The 16,668-nt window shown below is 47.2% G+C and carries 13 protein-coding genes and 1 pseudogene; 6 read left to right on the forward strand and 8 right to left on the reverse strand.

From position 1 onward, the window contains the following. Window positions 1–22: 22 nt before the first annotated feature. The 5 genes from ilvA to ilvG all read right to left on the reverse strand — a co-directional run bounded on the left by ilvA (window position 23) and on the right by ilvG (window position 6,341). Window positions 23–1,576 (reverse strand): threonine ammonia-lyase, biosynthetic, encoded by a 1,554-nt coding sequence (gene ilvA / locus ACXAD4_RS17135; RefSeq protein ID WP_475243010.1) that lies wholly within the window; start codon window positions 1,574–1,576, stop codon window positions 23–25. Window positions 1,577–1,582: 6 nt separating this feature from the next. Beyond that, complete coding sequence (ilvD, locus tag ACXAD4_RS17140; protein ID WP_475242967.1) at window positions 1,583–3,424, reverse strand: dihydroxy-acid dehydratase; 1,842 nt, start codon at window positions 3,422–3,424, stop codon at window positions 1,583–1,585. 66 nt (window positions 3,425–3,490) lie between these two features. Continuing rightward, window positions 3,491–4,426 carry a branched-chain-amino-acid transaminase gene (ilvE, locus tag ACXAD4_RS17145; RefSeq protein WP_475242968.1) on the reverse strand — a complete coding sequence of 312 codons (936 nt, stop codon included), beginning with the start codon at window positions 4,424–4,426 and terminating at the stop codon, window positions 3,491–3,493. Window positions 4,427–4,446: 20 nt separating this feature from the next. Then, window positions 4,447–4,695 (reverse strand): acetolactate synthase 2 small subunit, encoded by a 249-nt coding sequence (gene ilvM / locus ACXAD4_RS17150; protein WP_107300824.1) that lies wholly within the window; start codon window positions 4,693–4,695, stop codon window positions 4,447–4,449. Next, the gene (ilvG, locus tag ACXAD4_RS17155; RefSeq protein ID WP_475242970.1) at window positions 4,695–6,341 is read right to left on the reverse strand and encodes an acetolactate synthase 2 catalytic subunit; all 1,647 of its coding nucleotides are present in this window, start codon (window positions 6,339–6,341) and stop codon (window positions 4,695–4,697) included. Before ilvG ends, ilvM begins: the two co-directional genes overlap by 1 nt. A 406-nt stretch (window positions 6,342–6,747) precedes the next feature. Here ilvG and ACXAD4_RS17160 point away from each other — a divergent pair. Both ACXAD4_RS17160 and ACXAD4_RS17165 read left to right on the forward strand, forming a co-directional pair. Further along, window positions 6,748–7,398, forward strand: a pseudogene (locus ACXAD4_RS17160) (magnesium chelatase domain-containing protein); the annotation flags it as partial. An 85-nt stretch (window positions 7,399–7,483) separates the two neighbouring features. Beyond that, a complete protein-coding gene (locus ACXAD4_RS17165) occupies window positions 7,484–9,142 on the forward strand; it encodes a recombinase family protein (RefSeq protein ID WP_475242971.1) in 1,659 nt (552 codons plus the stop codon). Window positions 9,143–9,165: 23 nt separating this feature from the next. Here ACXAD4_RS17165 and ACXAD4_RS17170 read toward each other — a convergent pair whose 3' ends face one another. Then, window positions 9,166–11,838 carry a TrlF family AAA-like ATPase gene (locus ACXAD4_RS17170; protein WP_475242973.1) on the reverse strand — a complete coding sequence of 891 codons (2,673 nt, stop codon included), beginning with the start codon at window positions 11,836–11,838 and terminating at the stop codon, window positions 9,166–9,168. A gap of 233 nt (window positions 11,839–12,071) precedes the next feature. On the opposite strand from ACXAD4_RS17170, the gene ACXAD4_RS17175 reads away from it, so the two are divergent. Continuing rightward, entirely contained in the window at window positions 12,072–12,647 is a 576-nt protein-coding gene (locus tag ACXAD4_RS17175) for a recombinase family protein (protein WP_475242974.1), read from the forward strand. A 13-nt stretch (window positions 12,648–12,660) separates the two neighbouring features. Here the strand turns inward: ACXAD4_RS17175 and ACXAD4_RS17180 are convergent, their stop codons facing one another. Beyond that, window positions 12,661–13,782 (reverse strand): hypothetical protein, encoded by a 1,122-nt coding sequence (locus ACXAD4_RS17180; RefSeq protein WP_475242975.1) that lies wholly within the window; start codon window positions 13,780–13,782, stop codon window positions 12,661–12,663. 761 nt (window positions 13,783–14,543) lie between these two features. Here ACXAD4_RS17180 and ACXAD4_RS17185 point away from each other — a divergent pair. The 3 genes from ACXAD4_RS17185 (at window position 14,544) to ACXAD4_RS17195 (ending at window position 16,312) form a co-directional block, all read left to right on the forward strand. Further along, window positions 14,544–15,065: a hypothetical protein gene (locus tag ACXAD4_RS17185; protein ID WP_475242976.1), complete on the forward strand. Its 522-nt coding sequence runs from the start codon at window positions 14,544–14,546 to the stop codon at window positions 15,063–15,065. Between the two features lie 81 nt (window positions 15,066–15,146). Next, a complete protein-coding gene (locus tag ACXAD4_RS17190) occupies window positions 15,147–15,650 on the forward strand; it encodes a hypothetical protein (protein WP_475242977.1) in 504 nt (167 codons plus the stop codon). A 182-nt stretch (window positions 15,651–15,832) separates the two neighbouring features. After that, window positions 15,833–16,312, forward strand: coding sequence for a putative periplasmic lipoprotein (locus ACXAD4_RS17195; RefSeq protein ID WP_475242978.1), 480 nt, complete (start codon window positions 15,833–15,835; stop codon window positions 16,310–16,312). 156 nt (window positions 16,313–16,468) lie between these two features. Here ACXAD4_RS17195 and ACXAD4_RS17200 read toward each other — a convergent pair whose 3' ends face one another. Continuing rightward, a complete protein-coding gene (locus tag ACXAD4_RS17200) occupies window positions 16,469–16,621 on the reverse strand; it encodes a hypothetical protein (RefSeq protein WP_475242980.1) in 153 nt (50 codons plus the stop codon). Window positions 16,622–16,668: the final 47 nt, after the last annotated feature.

Genomic DNA, 16,668 nt, shown 5'->3' on the forward strand with positions numbered 1-16,668 from the left:
TTTGAATGACCAAGCCCGGTGATTATTGAGCGAGGAAGAACTGATAGGCCGGGTTATCTGTTTCGTCTTTCCAGCTGTAGCCAAGTTCACGCAGGTGACTGGTAAAGGACAGCAAATCCTGCTCTTCCAATTCAAATCCACACAATACCCGGCCATAGTCAGCGCCATGGTTGCGGTAGTTGAACAGACTGATATTCCAGTGGGTGCCCAAGGTGTTGAGGAACTTGAGCAAAGCGCCGGGATATTCTGGAAACTCAAAGCTGTATAGACGCTCTTTCAATGGTTTCGACGGCCTGCCGCCAATCATATAGCGGACATGGACCTTGGCCATTTCATCATCGGATAAATCCACTACCGGATAACCACCTTTGCGCAGATCTGTAATGATACTGTCGAGCTCTTCCTGCCCCTGTATCAAGCGTACCCCGACAAAGACATTGGCTAAGCTGTCATTGTTGTAGCGGTAGTTGAACTCGGTAACGGCACGGCCGCCGAGGATATGGCAGAAATCGAGAAACGCGCCCGGACGCTCAGGAATAGTAACAGCCAGCAAGCCCTCGCGCTTTTCACCCAGCTCACAACGTTCAGACACATAGCGCAGGCCGTGGAAGTTGAGGTTGGCGCCCGACAGCACTGCCGCTAGCTGTTTGTCTTTGAGCTGGTGGCGTTCTGCAAATTTCTTCAGTCCGGCTAGCGATAGTGCACCGGAAGGTTCGGCAATTGCCCTGGTATCTTCGAAGATATCTTTTACCGCAGAGCAGATCTCGTCGCTGCTCACGGTAATGGAGTCATCAAGGTACTGCTGGCAAAGACGGAACGTCTCTTCACCAATCCGCTTTACCGCGACACCATCGGCAAACATACCAACCTGCTCAAGCGTCACCGGCTCACCGGCATCCAGCGCTGCACGTAGGCAGGCGGAATCTTCGGCTTCGACCCCGATCACTTTGATTTGTGGCATTAGCTGCTTGATGAGTACCGCGACCCCTGCCGCGATACCGCCACCGCCGACTGGGACGAAGATGTAATCGAGGTGACCGTTTTGCTGCACCAGCTCAACCCCAATCGTCCCCTGCCCGGCAATCACCGCGGGGTGGTCGAAAGGCGGGATGAAGGTGTAGCCATGCTGCCCTGCCAGCATTTCGGCATGGGCTTTGGCTTCGTCGAAGTTACCGCCGTGCAATACTACTTTGCCGCCGAAACCGCGAACTGCATCCACTTTGATGTCTGGAGTCGTTCGTGGCATGACGATGGTCGCCTGAACGCCTAGGTGCTTGCCTGACATGGCCAAGCCTTGGGCGTGATTACCCGCCGACGCGGCAATCACCCCAGCCTGACGCTGGGCGTCAGTGAGCTGGGACATCATGTTGTAGGCACCGCGCAGCTTGAAGGAGTGAACCGGTTGGCGGTCCTCCCGCTTGAGCTGTACTTGGTTGCCGATGCGCCCGCCGAGGCGGGGCATGCTTTGTAGTGGTGTGACCTGAGCGACTTCATAAACCGGAGCCCGGAGAATATCCCGCAGGTAATCTGCCCCGCTGGGCAGCTCGATCTCATTGGCCTGAGTGGCTTCGCTCATCATAGGTTACCCTTCCAGTTTCGATTTATCGCGCACCGCACCTTTATCGGCACTGGTCGCAAGGTTGGCATAGGCGCGTAGGGCAAAGGACACTTCACGCTGGCGATCCAGTGGCTTCCAACCACGCTGGTCGGCTTGCGCACGACGGCTAGCCAGTGTCGCGTCATCAACCTGCAGATCAATGCTGCGGTTCGGGATATCGATGGCAATGGTGTCGCCGTCCTGGATCAGGCCGATAGTACCGCCGTTGGCAGCTTCCGGAGAGACGTGGCCAATCGACAGGCCGCTGGTACCGCCGGAGAAACGGCCGTCGGTGATCAGGGCACACTCTTTGCCAAGCCCCATAGATTTGAGGTAAGTGGTTGGGTAGAGCATTTCCTGCATACCTGGACCGCCTTTCGGGCCTTCGTAGCGGATCACTACCACATCACCCGCTTTGACCTTACCACCCAAAATGCCTTCGACTGCGGTTTCCTGGCTTTCGAAGACCACCGCCGGGCCGGTAAAGGTCAGGCAGCTTTCATCAACACCGGCCGTTTTCACGATACAGCCGTCCAGCGCCATATTGCCGGACAGAACAGCCAAACCGCCATCTTGGCTGAAGGCATACTCTTTGCTGCGGATACAGCCGTTTTCACGGTCATCATCCAGCGTGTCCCAGCGGCAGTCTTGCGAGAATGCCTGGGTGGTACGGATCCCTGCAGGGCCGGCACGGAAGAATGATTTCACCTCTTCCGATTGGGTTTGAACGATATCGTAATGCTTGAAGCTTTCCGCGAACTGCTCGCCCAGTACGTTGTAGCAATCACTCTGGAACAGGCCGGCACGGTCCAGCTCGGCAAGAATGCCGTACACGCCACCGGCACGGTGGACATCTTCCATGTGGTACTTCTGGGTCGATGGGGCCACTTTACATAGGTGCGGTACCTGGCGTGACATGCGGTCGATGTCTTCCATGGTGAAATCGACCTCGCCTTCCTGTGCCGCGGCTAGCAGGTGGAGGACGGTATTGGTCGAGCCGCCCATGGCAATATCCAGCGCCATGGCGTTTTCGAACGCTTGCTTGGTGGCGATATTACGTGGCAGTGCACTTTCATCATCCTGCTCATAGTAACGCTTGGTCAGATCGACAATGCGCTTGCCGGCGTTGATAAATAGCTGTTCGCGGTCGGTGTGGGTAGCCAGCATCGAGCCGTTGCCCGGCTGGCTCAGGCCAAGGGCTTCGGTCAGGCAGTTCATTGAGTTGGCGGTGAACATACCCGAGCAGGAGCCACAGGTTGGACACGCCGAGCGTTCGATCTGCTCGCTTTGCTCGTCGGACACATTCGGATCGGCACCCTGGATCATGGCATCAACCAGATCCAGCTTGAGGATCTGATCTGATAGTTTGGTCTTACCGGCTTCCATCGGGCCGCCGGAGACAAAGATCACCGGGATATTGAGGCGCAGTGAGGCCATCAGCATTCCCGGGGTGATCTTGTCGCAGTTCGAGATACATACCATGGCATCGGCGCAGTGGGCGTTGACCATGTACTCGACCGAGTCGGCAATCAGCTCACGTGACGGTAGCGAGTAAAGCATCCCGCCGTGGCCCATTGCGATACCATCATCAACGGCAATGGTATTGAATTCTTTGGCGATACCGCCCGCCGCTTCAATTTCCTTCGCGACTAACTGGCCGAGATCCTTGAGGTGGACATGGCCCGGAACAAATTGGGTGAACGAGTTCACCACCGCTATGATTGGTTTGCCGAAATCTTCATCTTTTACGCCGGTGGCGCGCCATAGGGCACGGGCACCAGCCATATTACGGCCGTGGGTGGTGGTGGCGGAGCGGTACTTGGGCATAACGAAAAATCCTTTTGCTGTATTGCTTGGCCGGCGTGGTGTCCACACCGGCTGCTGTGTCAGTGTTTACTTGTCGGCAGGGTAAACGTAGTCAAGCCAACCCCATTTGTCTTCGGTGCTACCGTTGAACAGGCCGAAGTAGGCTTCCTGCAGCACCTTGGTGATTGGGCCGCGTTTGCCTTCGCCCACGGTGATCTGGTCAACGCTGCGGACCGGAACGATTTCAGCTGCAGTGCCTGTCATAAAGATCTCGTCGGCCAGATACAGAGCCTCGCGGGCAATGTTTTCCTCACGAACTTCATAACCACGCTCTTTGGCCAGGGTCATAATAGTATCGCGGGTGATCCCCGGCAGGATGGCGCTGGTAGTTGGCGGTGTTGACAGGATGCCGTTGCGAACCACGAACAGGTTCTCGCCAGCCCCTTCAGACAGGTAACCGTCAACGCTCAGAGCGATACCTTCGGCATAGCCGTGGCGGCGGGCTTCACCACCGACAAGAAGTGATGACAGGTAGTTACCGCCAGCTTTGGCTGCGGTCGGGATGGTATTCGGCGCGGCACGATGCCAGCTGGAGATCATGGCATCAACGCCGTTTTCCAGTGCTTCTTCGCCAAGGTAGGAGCCCCAAGGGAAGGCGGCGACCATCAAATCCATCTCGGTGTCTACCGGCGGGCAGACGCCCAGGCCAACATTGCCGACATAGCCCAGCGGGCGGATATAAGCTGACTCCAGCTTGTTGACCCGCAGGGTTTCGCGGCAGATCTCCATCAGCTCATCTGAGCTGTACGGGATCGGGAAGCGGTAGATTTTGGCTGAGTTCTTCAGGCGATCCATGTGCTCTTTGTGGCGGAAGACCGCCGGACCTTTCGGGGTGTTGTAGCAGCGGATACCTTCGAAGACCGAGGTACCGTAGTGCATGGCATGGGTTAGGACGTGCACCTTGGCATCGCCCCAAGGCACCATTTCACCGTTGAACCAAATAAAATCCGCTGTGTTGGCCATTTTTGTTCCTTCCTTAAAATCTAATCTCGGTTTTCTACGAGTGTGGTTTCTACGGTACGAATATCCCAAAGTTTTTCGATTTGGTTGATCAGCGTCGTTATCGGGCGGTCGCTGTCGACAAGGATTTCGATACTGGCTATTTTGCTTTCGTGGTTTTGGGTTGCATTCACTTGTTTTATCACAAAACCACGGTGGCGGATAACGCGCAAGATCCGCTCTAGTAATACTGGCTTATCATCCGCTTTGATGTCGAGTAAATATCTGTCCATTAAGTATTCTCCAGCATATCTTGATTTGCCGCGCCAGGTGGTACGAGGGGCCATACATTGTCTTCTTCCGAGATCAATACATGGAGCAGGTAAGCCGTTTTGCTCGCCATCATTTCTTTCAATGCAGGCTCGACTTCTTCTTTACGGGTGATGGTTTTGCCCGGGATATCGAAGGCTTTAGCCAGCATCACGAAATCCGGGTTGTCATCTAGGATGGTTTCGCTGTGGCGGCCATCGAAGAACAGCGACTGCCACTGGCGTACCATGCCGAGACGCTGGTTGTTGATCAGCACCATCTTGACCGGGATTTGGCGGCGCTTGAGGGTGCCGAGTTCCTGGATGTTCATCATGAATGAGCCGTCACCGGTGATCAGGATAGACTCGTCATCCGGGCGGGCTACTTTGGCGCCCATCGCTGCCGGTAAGCCGAAGCCCATGGTGCCAAGGCCTGCCGAGGTGATGTAGTTTTGTGGCTGACGTGGCTGGATGTGTTGGGCCGCCCACATCTGGTGCTGGCCGACATCGGTCGAGACCATTGATGAATCCGGCATCATGTCGGATAGCTGCTTCATCAGCAGCGGCGCATAGATCAGATCGCCCGGATGGTCATAGCGCCACTTGTTCTGTTGGCGTAGGCTTGAAGTGTAGTCAACCCAGTCACTGATATCCTGGCTTAGCTCCAGTTGCGGCAAGATTACGTTGATGTCACCGCGCAGCGGGGCATGGGCATGACGAAGTTTGTTGAACTCGGCGGCATCGATATCGATATGGATCACCTTGGCATGCGGTGCAAAGGTATCTAGCTTGCCGGTCACCCGGTCATCGAAGCGGGCGCCGATAACAATCAGCAGGTCACACTCCTGTACCACCAGATTGGCCGTTTTGGTGCCGTGCATTCCCAGCATCCCCAAATAATGCGGGTCGTGGCGCTCGATAGTGCCCAGGCCCTTGAGGGTGCTGACCGATGGCATTGGGTTCATGGCAAGGAAGGTACGAACCGTGTCGGTGGCATGGGCCAACTGGACGCCACCGCCGACATACAGTACCGGGCGCTGGCTAGCGGAGAGAACTTGCTGGGCGGCCGCTATCTGCTCGTTAGTCACAACAGGGATAGCCGGTGGGGTAATTGGGGTCAGATCGCCTTCAGGTGCGAGGGCAAGTTGGACATCTTTGGCGATATCGACCACGACCGGTCCCGGGCGGCCAGCCTTGGCCACTTCGAAGGCCTCGGCAAGCGTTGGGATCAGCTCGTTGATATCGGTCACCAAGTAGCTGTGCTTGGCACAGGCTAGCGACATGCCGATCACATCCATTTCCTGGAAGGCATCGGTACCGATGTGCGGGCTGGCAACCTGGCCGGTGATGGCGACAATTGGTACTGAATCGAGGAAGGCATCAGCCAGACCTGTCATCAAATTGGTGGCGCCCGGGCCGGATGTCGCCATGCATACTGCAACATCCTGGGTCGCTCTCGCCATGCCGATAGCGGCCATGGCTGCCCCTTGCTCGTGGCGGCATAGGATATGCTCAACACCACCGTCGTATAGGGCATCGTATATCGGCATGATGGCCCCGCCCGGATAGCCAAATACCGTTGTTATCCCATGTTTCTGCAGCGCCTTTACGACTAACTCTGCTCCCGTCATCGCCGCTCTCCCCTGTTCCTTGCCTGTGACGTGCTGATGGTTATTTCAGCTGATTCGATTAAATAGTCCAAAAAAAAGCCCCCTAGCCTGTTGGCTTAGGGGGCTTCTCTGCGTTTGTTGTGCTTGCTGCTAATTTACGCCTGCCCGACCCCCTCGTAGTGAAATAAGCACCACGATGACGTTGATAATGAGTAGGAGGGCGTTGGCCATAAATTGCATTGACTGTCTGTCCGATTTTTTATGTTAAGACGTTGTGTTGACCTAGTGGTAACACAGACATCGCTCGCATGACAAGAAAAAAATCAAAATTATTTTGCAATCCGACTGCATAAATAGGCTATTGATGAAACCTATTAGGTGAAAAATTTTAACTTTTTTGATTGAAATAACAGCAGGATGACTATTGATGAACCTTGCCATTATCCATAGCCGTGCCAGTGTTGGGGTGCAGGCCCCTGCCGTCACCGTCGAGGTACATATCAGTAACGGGATGCCGGCCTTCCAGCTTGTCGGGCTACCGGAAACCAGTGTTAAGGAAGCCAAAGACAGGGTCCGTAGCGCCATCGTTAATGCCGGCTTTGAGTTTCCGTCGCGGCGGATAACCGTCAATCTGGCACCGGCTGATTTGCCCAAGGAAGGCGGTCGGTTTGATCTCCCTATTGCGCTGGGGATTCTGGCCGCTTCTGAGCAGATCCCTGCAAATAAGCTACAAAATTATGAGTTTTTGGGGGAGCTGGCATTATCAGGTGAGCTCCGCTCGGTGAAAGGGGCGCTACCTGCCGCTTTGGCGGCCGGACAGGACAAACGCTGTCTGGTGGTCCCCGACGGCAATGGCGATCAAGTTGCGCTGGTGGGTAAGGACAAGCATAAATCGGCGCCAAGCCTGCTGGTTGTTTGTAGTTACTTGCATGGACAGTCTGAGCTGGCATTGGCACAGTCAGAGGCCGCCGATACGGTGGATGACAACATGCCTGAACGTGATATGCAGGACATTATCGGCCAGCAACAAGGTAAGCGGGCGTTGGAAATTGCCGCGGCAGGTGGCCATAACTTGTTATTGGAGTGTCTGGATTAACCCCATGCTTGAATACGCAGACTGAAGCTTCTAGAGTGCAGCAAGTTTTATCGAAAGAGATTAGTTTGTGAGTACATCAATAGCCTACAGTTACGTTCGTTTTAGCTCTCTAGAGCAGGCGAAGGGCGATTCATTCAGACGACAAACAGAAGCGGCTCAGAAGTACTGCTTTGAAAACGGACTAGAGTTAGCAGACTTTACGCTCAGAGATTTGGGGTTATCGGCTTATCACGGTAATCACGTAAAAGACGGTGCACTTGGTGAGTTCATCAAAGCAGTAGAGCAGGGACAAATACCAAAAGGTGCTTACTTGCTCGTTGAGTCTATGGATAGATTGAGTAGAGAAAGAATCTCAATCGCTCTACGTCGATTCATGCAGCTTCTAGAACTTGGTATCAACATCGTTACGCTGCAAGACAAACGAGTATTCACAATCGATTCGCTCGATAACATCGGTGATTTGATGATGTCCCTGGTTCTCATGATGCGAGCGCACGAAGAGAGCGCAACAAAATCAAAGCGACTGAAAGAAGCGCACAAGGAAAAGCGTAAGCAAGCCAGAGAAAACTTAAAGCCTACACGCTACAACACACCTCACTGGATAAAGCTTACTGAATCCGGTTATGAGCTAATACCTGAGAGAGTTGAATTGCTCAAGCGCATCTTCCAGATGACTATTGATGGATTGGGAGCTATCGCCATTCATAAACAGCTAAACCAAGAAGCAATTAAACCATGGGGACGTTCTAAGACTGGTTGGCATACTACCTATATAAAGAAGATATTAAGAGCTAGAACCGTTCTTGGTGAGTACCAGCCATTCAAAGCAGAAAATGGCAAGCGAATAGAAGACGGTGAGCCAATACAAGGCTATTACCCTGAAGCCATTGATGTTGATACTTTCAAAAGGGCTAATTTAGCCATCGAAAGCCGCAATGGTAAATCGAGTGGGACCCGAAAGAATGCCATCAATAACCTGTTTACTGGCTTAGTGGTCTGCAAGAACTGTGGGGCAACAATGCATTACCTAAATAAAGGTAGTGGAAGTAAAGGTGGTCAGTATCTAGTTTGCAGCAGAGCACGCCAAGGTGCACATCATGACGGTATTATCTGTAAATACGCCTCAATGAGATATCCGGTAATAGAAGATGCTGTTTTGAGTATTGCCGCTACATTGAACCTAAGATTGCATACAGCTCACAATGAAGAAGAATCAGCACAACTGAAAGAGCAGTTGTCTAGCGTGTCTCGAAATCTGAAAACGGTTGAGGCTTCTATAGTTCGCTTGGTTGATTTGCTTGATTCAAGTTCTGGCAGCAAAGCACTACTTACTAAGCTAGAGCAAAGAGAAGTAGAGCAGCAAGAGCTTGAACAGCAGTATAGAGAGCTTGAGAAGCGTTTAGATGAGATAGAGTTTACCCCGAAGTCTAATAACGTCTGGAAAGAGCTTAAACACACGCTCAAGACATTAAAAGTTGAAGCAGCAGATAGAACTAATGTCCCGTTGAGAGCAAAGATAAACTCTCAGTTAGTACAGTGTATTGAGAAGATAGAGTTTGACGCTTTGGCTAAGACTGTGACTGTTGTTATTGATGAGAGCCGGACTATAGATTTGCGGTTTGACCAAAAACAGAAAGACTACACAGTGAAACCGTCATGGGATGTGCGAGAGTTTTTGCCTAATACATTTATGGTTAAATCTGTTGTTAATGCGAAGCGAGTTTAATGTCGCCTCGCATGGCCTAGTTATTATCTACTCATAGTAAGACCGTACTTTCTCTCTCGTTGCTCAAAGGCGTAGCCACCACCCTCAAGAATCTCACAAACACGAGTTCGAACACTGTTGGTTGCATGAATAGGACCATCTTCAACAGCCCCAGATTGATAGCTTAGAACTTCGCTATCATTGTTAGCAATAATGATTTGTTCTGCATCACTATTCACTACTAGGTTCGCATTGTGAGTGACAATGATTACTTGACGATATTTTTTGATTCTTCGGAATAGAGGTACTAACTGCTTCATTATGAAGTCATTATCTAAGTCATCTTCTGGTTGGTCAAAAATGAAAGGCGAGCCAAATGGATCAGTGGCCAACTTGAGACATACATAAAATGTTCCCCGTTGCCCCACAGATAGTTTGTCTACGGTTTTGCCTTTGTAGTTGAACTCAGCGTTAACATGTAGATATGCCTGAATTCTGTGTGGTTTGTAAAGGTAGTCTAACAGCTCGAATCTACCTGCTTGATTGAAGTAGTCACTTTGCCAACAAAAGTCTTCTAAAGATATTGGATTAGTATTCTCTGGAACTACTATTATTTTTTCATTCTTTAGTAGCTTGAAGAAGTCATCAATAGAGTGAACGTTGAATGTCTGTTGTAGCTTTTGTAATGAGGTTTGGCTTGCGGTTCCTCTAAACTTTCCTCCGTTTAGGCAACTCAATAGACCTGTGTAAAATGCTTCCAAATTAAATGACTGAGAACCATAGATATTGATGTCAGTTAATATGTCTTTCACCAGCGTATTCTGTTCATGGTTCCAAGCTATTTGTTCCTGACCTAGCTTAGAGAATGCGGTGTCTACTTCTAACTTTTGGCCGTTTAAATAATGTTGATACTGTTGAGCAAACGCTGCACGTTCACTTACTAGCTTGAAGTATTGAGCGTTTCTCTCCCCAATTTCTTTTAGTTTGTTGTTAGCAACATCAATTTGAGTCTGACATTCATTTACTTTGTTTAGAAGAGATGAAATGTCTTGATTGATACCTTGCTTCTTAAACTCTTCAGTTATTGACTCGTTCTCTTTAGATAGACCAGCTAAGTTCTGTTGAGACAAATCAATGTTGCTTTGAAGAGCTGAGGTCGTAGCAGAATAGTCTACGAACGGGACTTGGGTCGTTAACAAGGTGTTCCCGTTGATGATGCTTATAGAGCCGTTCAAAGGGTCAATAGATTGTTTGATGCTATTAAGCGAGTTCTGGCACAGAACTATGAATTGATTTATCTGGTTGATGCTTTGAATATTGCGCTGATATTTCTCTATCAACCCTTGGTTTTGAGGGTTGGTTAGAGTCTTCATTAGCTCAATATTGTAGTTAATTACATTTTGCTGATAACCCTCATCGTTGATCTTGTTTCCTTGAGAGTCTGTAGTGTTTCTGTAGTCAATGTAAGCCCTATACTTTGCCAAGCAATCTTGAATGAGCTGTGTCTGAGCTTGATCAAAAGTAACTTCACTTAGACCGAGCATTCGCTTGATCTCTTTGCTTAACTCATCAGGTTTCTGGCTAACATGCTGAATGTCGCCCTGACTAACATGCAGGTATGAGTAGACGTTCGCGGGTTGATTGAATTGTATCTCCGAGCCATCCCCTTGATTTAGCGTTATTGCTAAACCACCAGCATCCACAGTTCTTAAGCCCGGTGTAGCTGGGTTATTTGGGAACTTAGATCGAATAGAGTCTAACAGGATGCTTTTTCCTGTTCCTCGTCCTCCAATAATAGCAACCATGTTTTTGTTTAAAGGTAATGTTGCTGATTTAAACTGTAGAGGTTGATTTGGGAAAAGAGCCCCATCTAGTGTTATTGACTTGAAGTGAGGCTTTTGGAAGCATCTTTCTACAAAGTCATCCACTATTTGAACGCGCTCTTCTGGTTCGATAAGAACTTGTCTGAGTCCCTCAAATGTTGGTCTTGCTTTAACCCAAGAATATTGAGCTCCAATACCCTGCATCGAGTGGGCGTCTGAACATGAGAATACTGGTTTAGGTGGTAGGTCTGAGCCTCGATCAGTTAAAAAGAAGTTGCGATCTGCTACAGCGGAGCCAAAAATTAGATCTCCAAACTTATCAATCTCTTTGGCTAGTGCGAGAGAGCGACCTTCTTTCATGTTTGGTCTAAAACCACCATACCCGTTAGGGCATACAACGATTAAGTAATCGATACCTCGTTTCAGGTTTTGAGATAGATGCTCTTCAAGTTCGACATAATCAATTATGATCTCACCTACTTTAACATTGTGTTGTTGTAGGCTTGCTGGTTCACAGTAAATCGCACCGCTCATTAAAGTCGTGTTCTTTACTCTGAGTTTGGACATTACACCGTTGATTGTAGCTGTACTAAGGTGCTCGGCGAAAACACAGTGTATGTTGATAAACTCATTGTCTTTGTTTGGCTGGGAGATCCGAAACTCCAAGTTTCCTAGCACCTTGATATCGAAGCCATTACGATGAATAGCGTTACGAACTTCTTCTAGTTCATTGTCGGCAAAGTAGAAGTAATTAGTGATACCAACCAGTGACAATCCTGCTTCGTTTAGTTTGAGGGCATATTCATCGAGAGATGCACCACCGAATTGATTGTTTTGATGTGTAAGTGGGCTATGTATATGCAAGTCCCACTTGTTCCAAGTTGAGCCTATCATTTAGATCCATATTTGTGTGTTTAGTGACATTGCTACCAATTGTATACACAACTAAATGGTCTGACGTTGATCCAAATGACAGAATCATAACTTTCTATCTAGTATCAAAAAACACTCGTTAAACGATACTAGCTGAACAGTATCACCACTAGTATCATAAAAATAGCGTTGACACTAAATGATACTATCAGTATTATGATACTACGTTTTTGATACTAATACTGAGATACACAATGACTACTGGCCGCATCTTCGCTTACTGCCGCGTTTCTACTGTAGAGCAAACAACTGACAACCAAATTCTAGCTATCCGCAATGCTGGATATGACATTCAAGAAAGCAGAGTAATTTCTGAGACGGTATCAGGCAGTGTTAGGGCAATGGAACGTAAAGAGTTCAAAACTCTTATCGAACACAAGCTAGAAGCCGGAGATACGTTAGTTGTTTTGAAACTAGACCGTCTAGGTCGTGACAATATCGATGTACAGCAGACAATAGAACAACTAACAGCTAAGCAAATCAAAGTAGTCTCTCTCGACCTACCAGTATCAGACCTAAGCAGTGCTGAAGGTAAGCTTATGCTGCAAATGTTCTCAGCTTTCGCTGAATTCGAAAGAAACCGTATCAGAGAGCGTACTCAAGAAGGGCTTAATAGAGCGAAAGCTGAAGGTAAGAAGCTAGGTAGGCCAGCAGCAAAAGATACCACTGCAAATGTACAGCGATGCAAGTCTGAGGGATTGTCTCAAAGTGCTACAGCTAAAGAACTAAGTATCGGTATCGCAACAGTTAAGCGTCATTGGAATAAGTAAGAGAAAGCTAGGGTTACCTAGCTTCTTTCATTTCATACTCTTTCATCATTTCTTCAAACACCCTTGGGACGTACCCGTCCATAATCAGTTTGTCACGTAAAGCCGCATAACATGATTCATCTGATAGCTCATCGCTAGATACAATAGCTGTACCTTGAGGTGGGTTTGCTTTGAATATTGTTTTAGATGGCTCTGGCAATTCATCACAAAAGATAGTGCATTGAATATCAATAGGCTTATCTGTCTTCATCAACACGTATTCGTCTGCTTCCAACTCTGTTTGGGCTTGAAGACGGTTTACTCTCCATTTGATGTAGTAGTTCTTAGCATCTGAAGACACTCTTAAATCTGGAATTGATACGTTGTGATAGCTAGGTATGATGTGGGAGAACCTATCATTGTATTCTCTTTCTGCCTTAGGTTCTGGAGGGTACTTATTATCAGGTACTTTGATTGATAACTCTTTATGGCGTGGAATGGTGAGTTCTACAGAAACCCCACTAGCTAAGATACGGCTATCATTTGAGATGGCTAGGTAAAGAATTTCAGCCCCAGCCCACTCATTTAATACATCGGCTCGCTCTCGATATAAGCTCTTATTTACTTTATCACCAAAAGGAGAGCTTTGGATGGCCTGCATCGTCCGGAAAATGGAAGCGTGATGACCATAGATAGATTCATCAAATGTCGGTTCTTCTTGATCGGGAATACTATCTCTATCTGGTAGTGAGACTAATTGACCACGTATAGTGAACTCTGAATCTAGCTTCTCCTTATCACCATTACGCAGGAAGCAACTGAGTACAGGATACTTTGGAAGCTCAGCTTTCTTGGTGTCAATGAAGTCTTTACCAAGGGTTACAGTTACGTGATACACCATACCAGTAATGACAAGTAAGACGCCTACAGTGGGATCGCTTGACGCATTAAGAACAGAGCGAAGAATCTCTGACTTGCCTATGTACTCTTCGAATAGTGCCACTACAACAGCATGAAGAAAGTTAACCTGTGACTCGACTATAAGACCTATACCAGTAAGAACAACAGCCTTAGCTATAGTGTTGTAAGCCTTGGGTCTGATTAGGTTTAGAATACGCTCAGCTATATCTAGCCAACCATTTACTTTCTCTTGCATTGAGCCTCTATGACATCATGTTCAATTCGATGAATATAGATTACCCCAGAAAGAATGATTGATCACTTATTGTTCTATCGATAGCAAAGTGAGTTTGTCATTTCCCCTATAGGGAAACGACTTTCCCCACCCTGATGGTGCCAGACCCCAAGGTCACCCTATATACAATTCTTATACTTGCAACAGTCCATCTATCTTCTAGTTCAATCTATTACATCTTGATGCTACTCAGCGAGATAACTAATCTCACCTACCCCACCGAATTAGAGAGCTATACCTGTAATGAAAAAAACGAAATTTGTTGAGCTGCCGGAACATGTCATTGAACACCTGAAAAGCAAGTTTGATAAGGACTATGGCACATTAGCCATTGAGTACCTGGTACTGCTAGAGAAGCTTGGAAAGCAAACCGTATTAGCAACGGAGCTACCCAAGGGTGTCTATCCAAGTAGAGTACAAAAGGTACTTAGGCCCTACTTACGAGAGTGTGGTTATCGATTTGGGTACAGGAACTTGACACATGAGGTTGTTGTGTGGGGTTTTCTTAGAGCTTATTAGTTTGTCGTGACTATGATGAGTTGTTCTCTTGTGCTCATCTTACTTAATAATTTCTTATAGTAGTGTTTAATTACATAAAATAATTTTAAAATAAATCTGTAAGCTTTTGATATGTTTAGGTAAAACCTTATACTAAGGTGTCTTTTTCTTATCTGTTCTTGGTGGTAGATTGCGACTAGTTCATTCAGAGCTAGGAGGGCATTTTGAACAACGCATATCACCGATTTATAAGGCTTCCCAAGGAAGTTGTTAATGTCACACTCTTTGATCTCAAAAGAGCCAACTATGTTGATGCTCTAGATGTCTTTGAGTTCTTAACAAATCTTACCCATCACAACTCTTTCCAATCCAGAATGATTTATCAGAACGAGCTTCTTGGTATTCAGAGGCGTCTGAATAAAGTTCTACTGCCTCATGGCTACAAGCTGAAATCAAAGCAAGTACCTCTCGGCATTCAACGAGCACATAAAGTAAGTGCCTCCGAACGACGATGGGGCTTTGAAAGAATTACTGCAAGGCAGGTTGTTAACCAACTTATTGAGCGCTCTAGCTACGGTAAGTTAGTCGTGGAAGAAAGAAGAAAGCAAAAAGAAAAGGCATATCATCAAGCTGTTAAGCGTGTTTTGAACATGACGGTGGATGAATCAATGCTAAATGACTTTGGAAAGGAGATGGAAAGGTTTGATTTAGATAGCTGTCGCTCTATAGCAAGTGGAGCTATGTAAACCCTTAAAAAAGAAAAACCGCCTCAATGAGACGGTAATTTGTAGCCCGATGGAAACGGGCATAATCAGCAAGAACATTATATGGACATTAAACAGAAACTAAAGGCTTCTGTTGATTATTGGCTTCAAAGCATGGATTACGGAGAAGTCATGATGGCTTTCACGGTTCGTATAGAGCCGTATACATACCGATCAGCAGTAAACTCAGGTAACCCGATTGATTATCTAGCCAAGAACCTCAAACGTCATTTGAGAAAGGCTGGCATAGATACTAAGGATTTGTGGTTTTCTCTAGAGTTAAAGAAAACTAGTAACTCATTTAATCCGCATATACACGGCGGAATTCGGATTAAGGAAGGTCAGGAAAAGCAACTGTCGTCAGCATTACAAAGGTCTCTTGGCGAGACAAGAAAGAGCAATGCTGCAAGAAAGGTGAATACTACAGTGATGTATTCCGCTGACTGGATTACCTATGTTTTGAAGAGCATGAAAAAGACCGAGAAAGTGATAGGTAGGACACCTGTTTTTATGACGAACTATTTTCGTAATTTTCTCTCACAAACATTCGGTAAACTCTTATACTAGAAAAATGCTCGGAGCCCTTGGTATCAATGGTTTCGAGCGTTTTTTCAAAGAATTTGTCTAGTTATACTAATAATTCTATCTATAGTGCCTTCTCAAAGGCTTAAAACAACGACTAAAAACACCCGACACCGATTAAATGCCGTCCTAAGATTCGCACCTCACTACACAAAGAGGATGAAAAAATGAGAAATGCGATTATTGGTTTAGCTGGGGCGGCAATTCTATCTGGTTGCGCTAACCCTATGGTTGAGCAGTATCGAACCGACACAACAAAACCCATTATCATCACTGATTACTATCAAGCTTACCCAAACAGTGCTGGCGGCGTTAAGGTTTATCTGACAGCTTTCAACATGACAGATAAGCCTATTAAGTACTTCGATTTCTGGACAAAGCATTATGACCGAGTTGGAGAGCTTCAATCTGACGATATCACCGGAGATACTTCAAAGGGCTATCGGTTTACGGGCCCATATCTGAAAGAGAAACCAATGTCCGGCAATTTCGGTCCATCGTTCTATGATTTTGGAGCTAACTGTATGGCTTTAGATAGAGCCGAGGTGACTTACATGGATAACACAAAGCTGGTTCTTAGTGGTGAAACGCTTAAGAACGTTATCGTAGCCAAGGGTATAAACTGCCGGAACTTGATGAACCGATAATCACTATGTAGTTGTGGGTAACAGAATCGTTATTTAAAAGCTCTCAAGCAATCTGAGAGCTTTTTTGCACTTAAAAGCTATAACGAGTCATCTCAATGTGTAAAAGCGTCTCAGAAGATCGCTCAGATCGTTTTAGAGCTATATCTGAGTTAGTTCTTAGCTATTTTCTCTCTCAATGAGAAAACAATGCTCCCCTTTCACTATCAAAATGCGTTCATCATCTAGCTGGTGGATAGTTAGATCCTCAATGTCAAAAAGCACCTCAGTTTTATGAGACATTAAGATATCTGCTGCGGTATTCAAATCCATATTAAGTCAGTTCCTATACAAATGATTTGTGCTCATTATCTTGAATA

It is taken from the genome of Photobacterium sp. AWH4_225 (genome assembly GCF_056158405.1).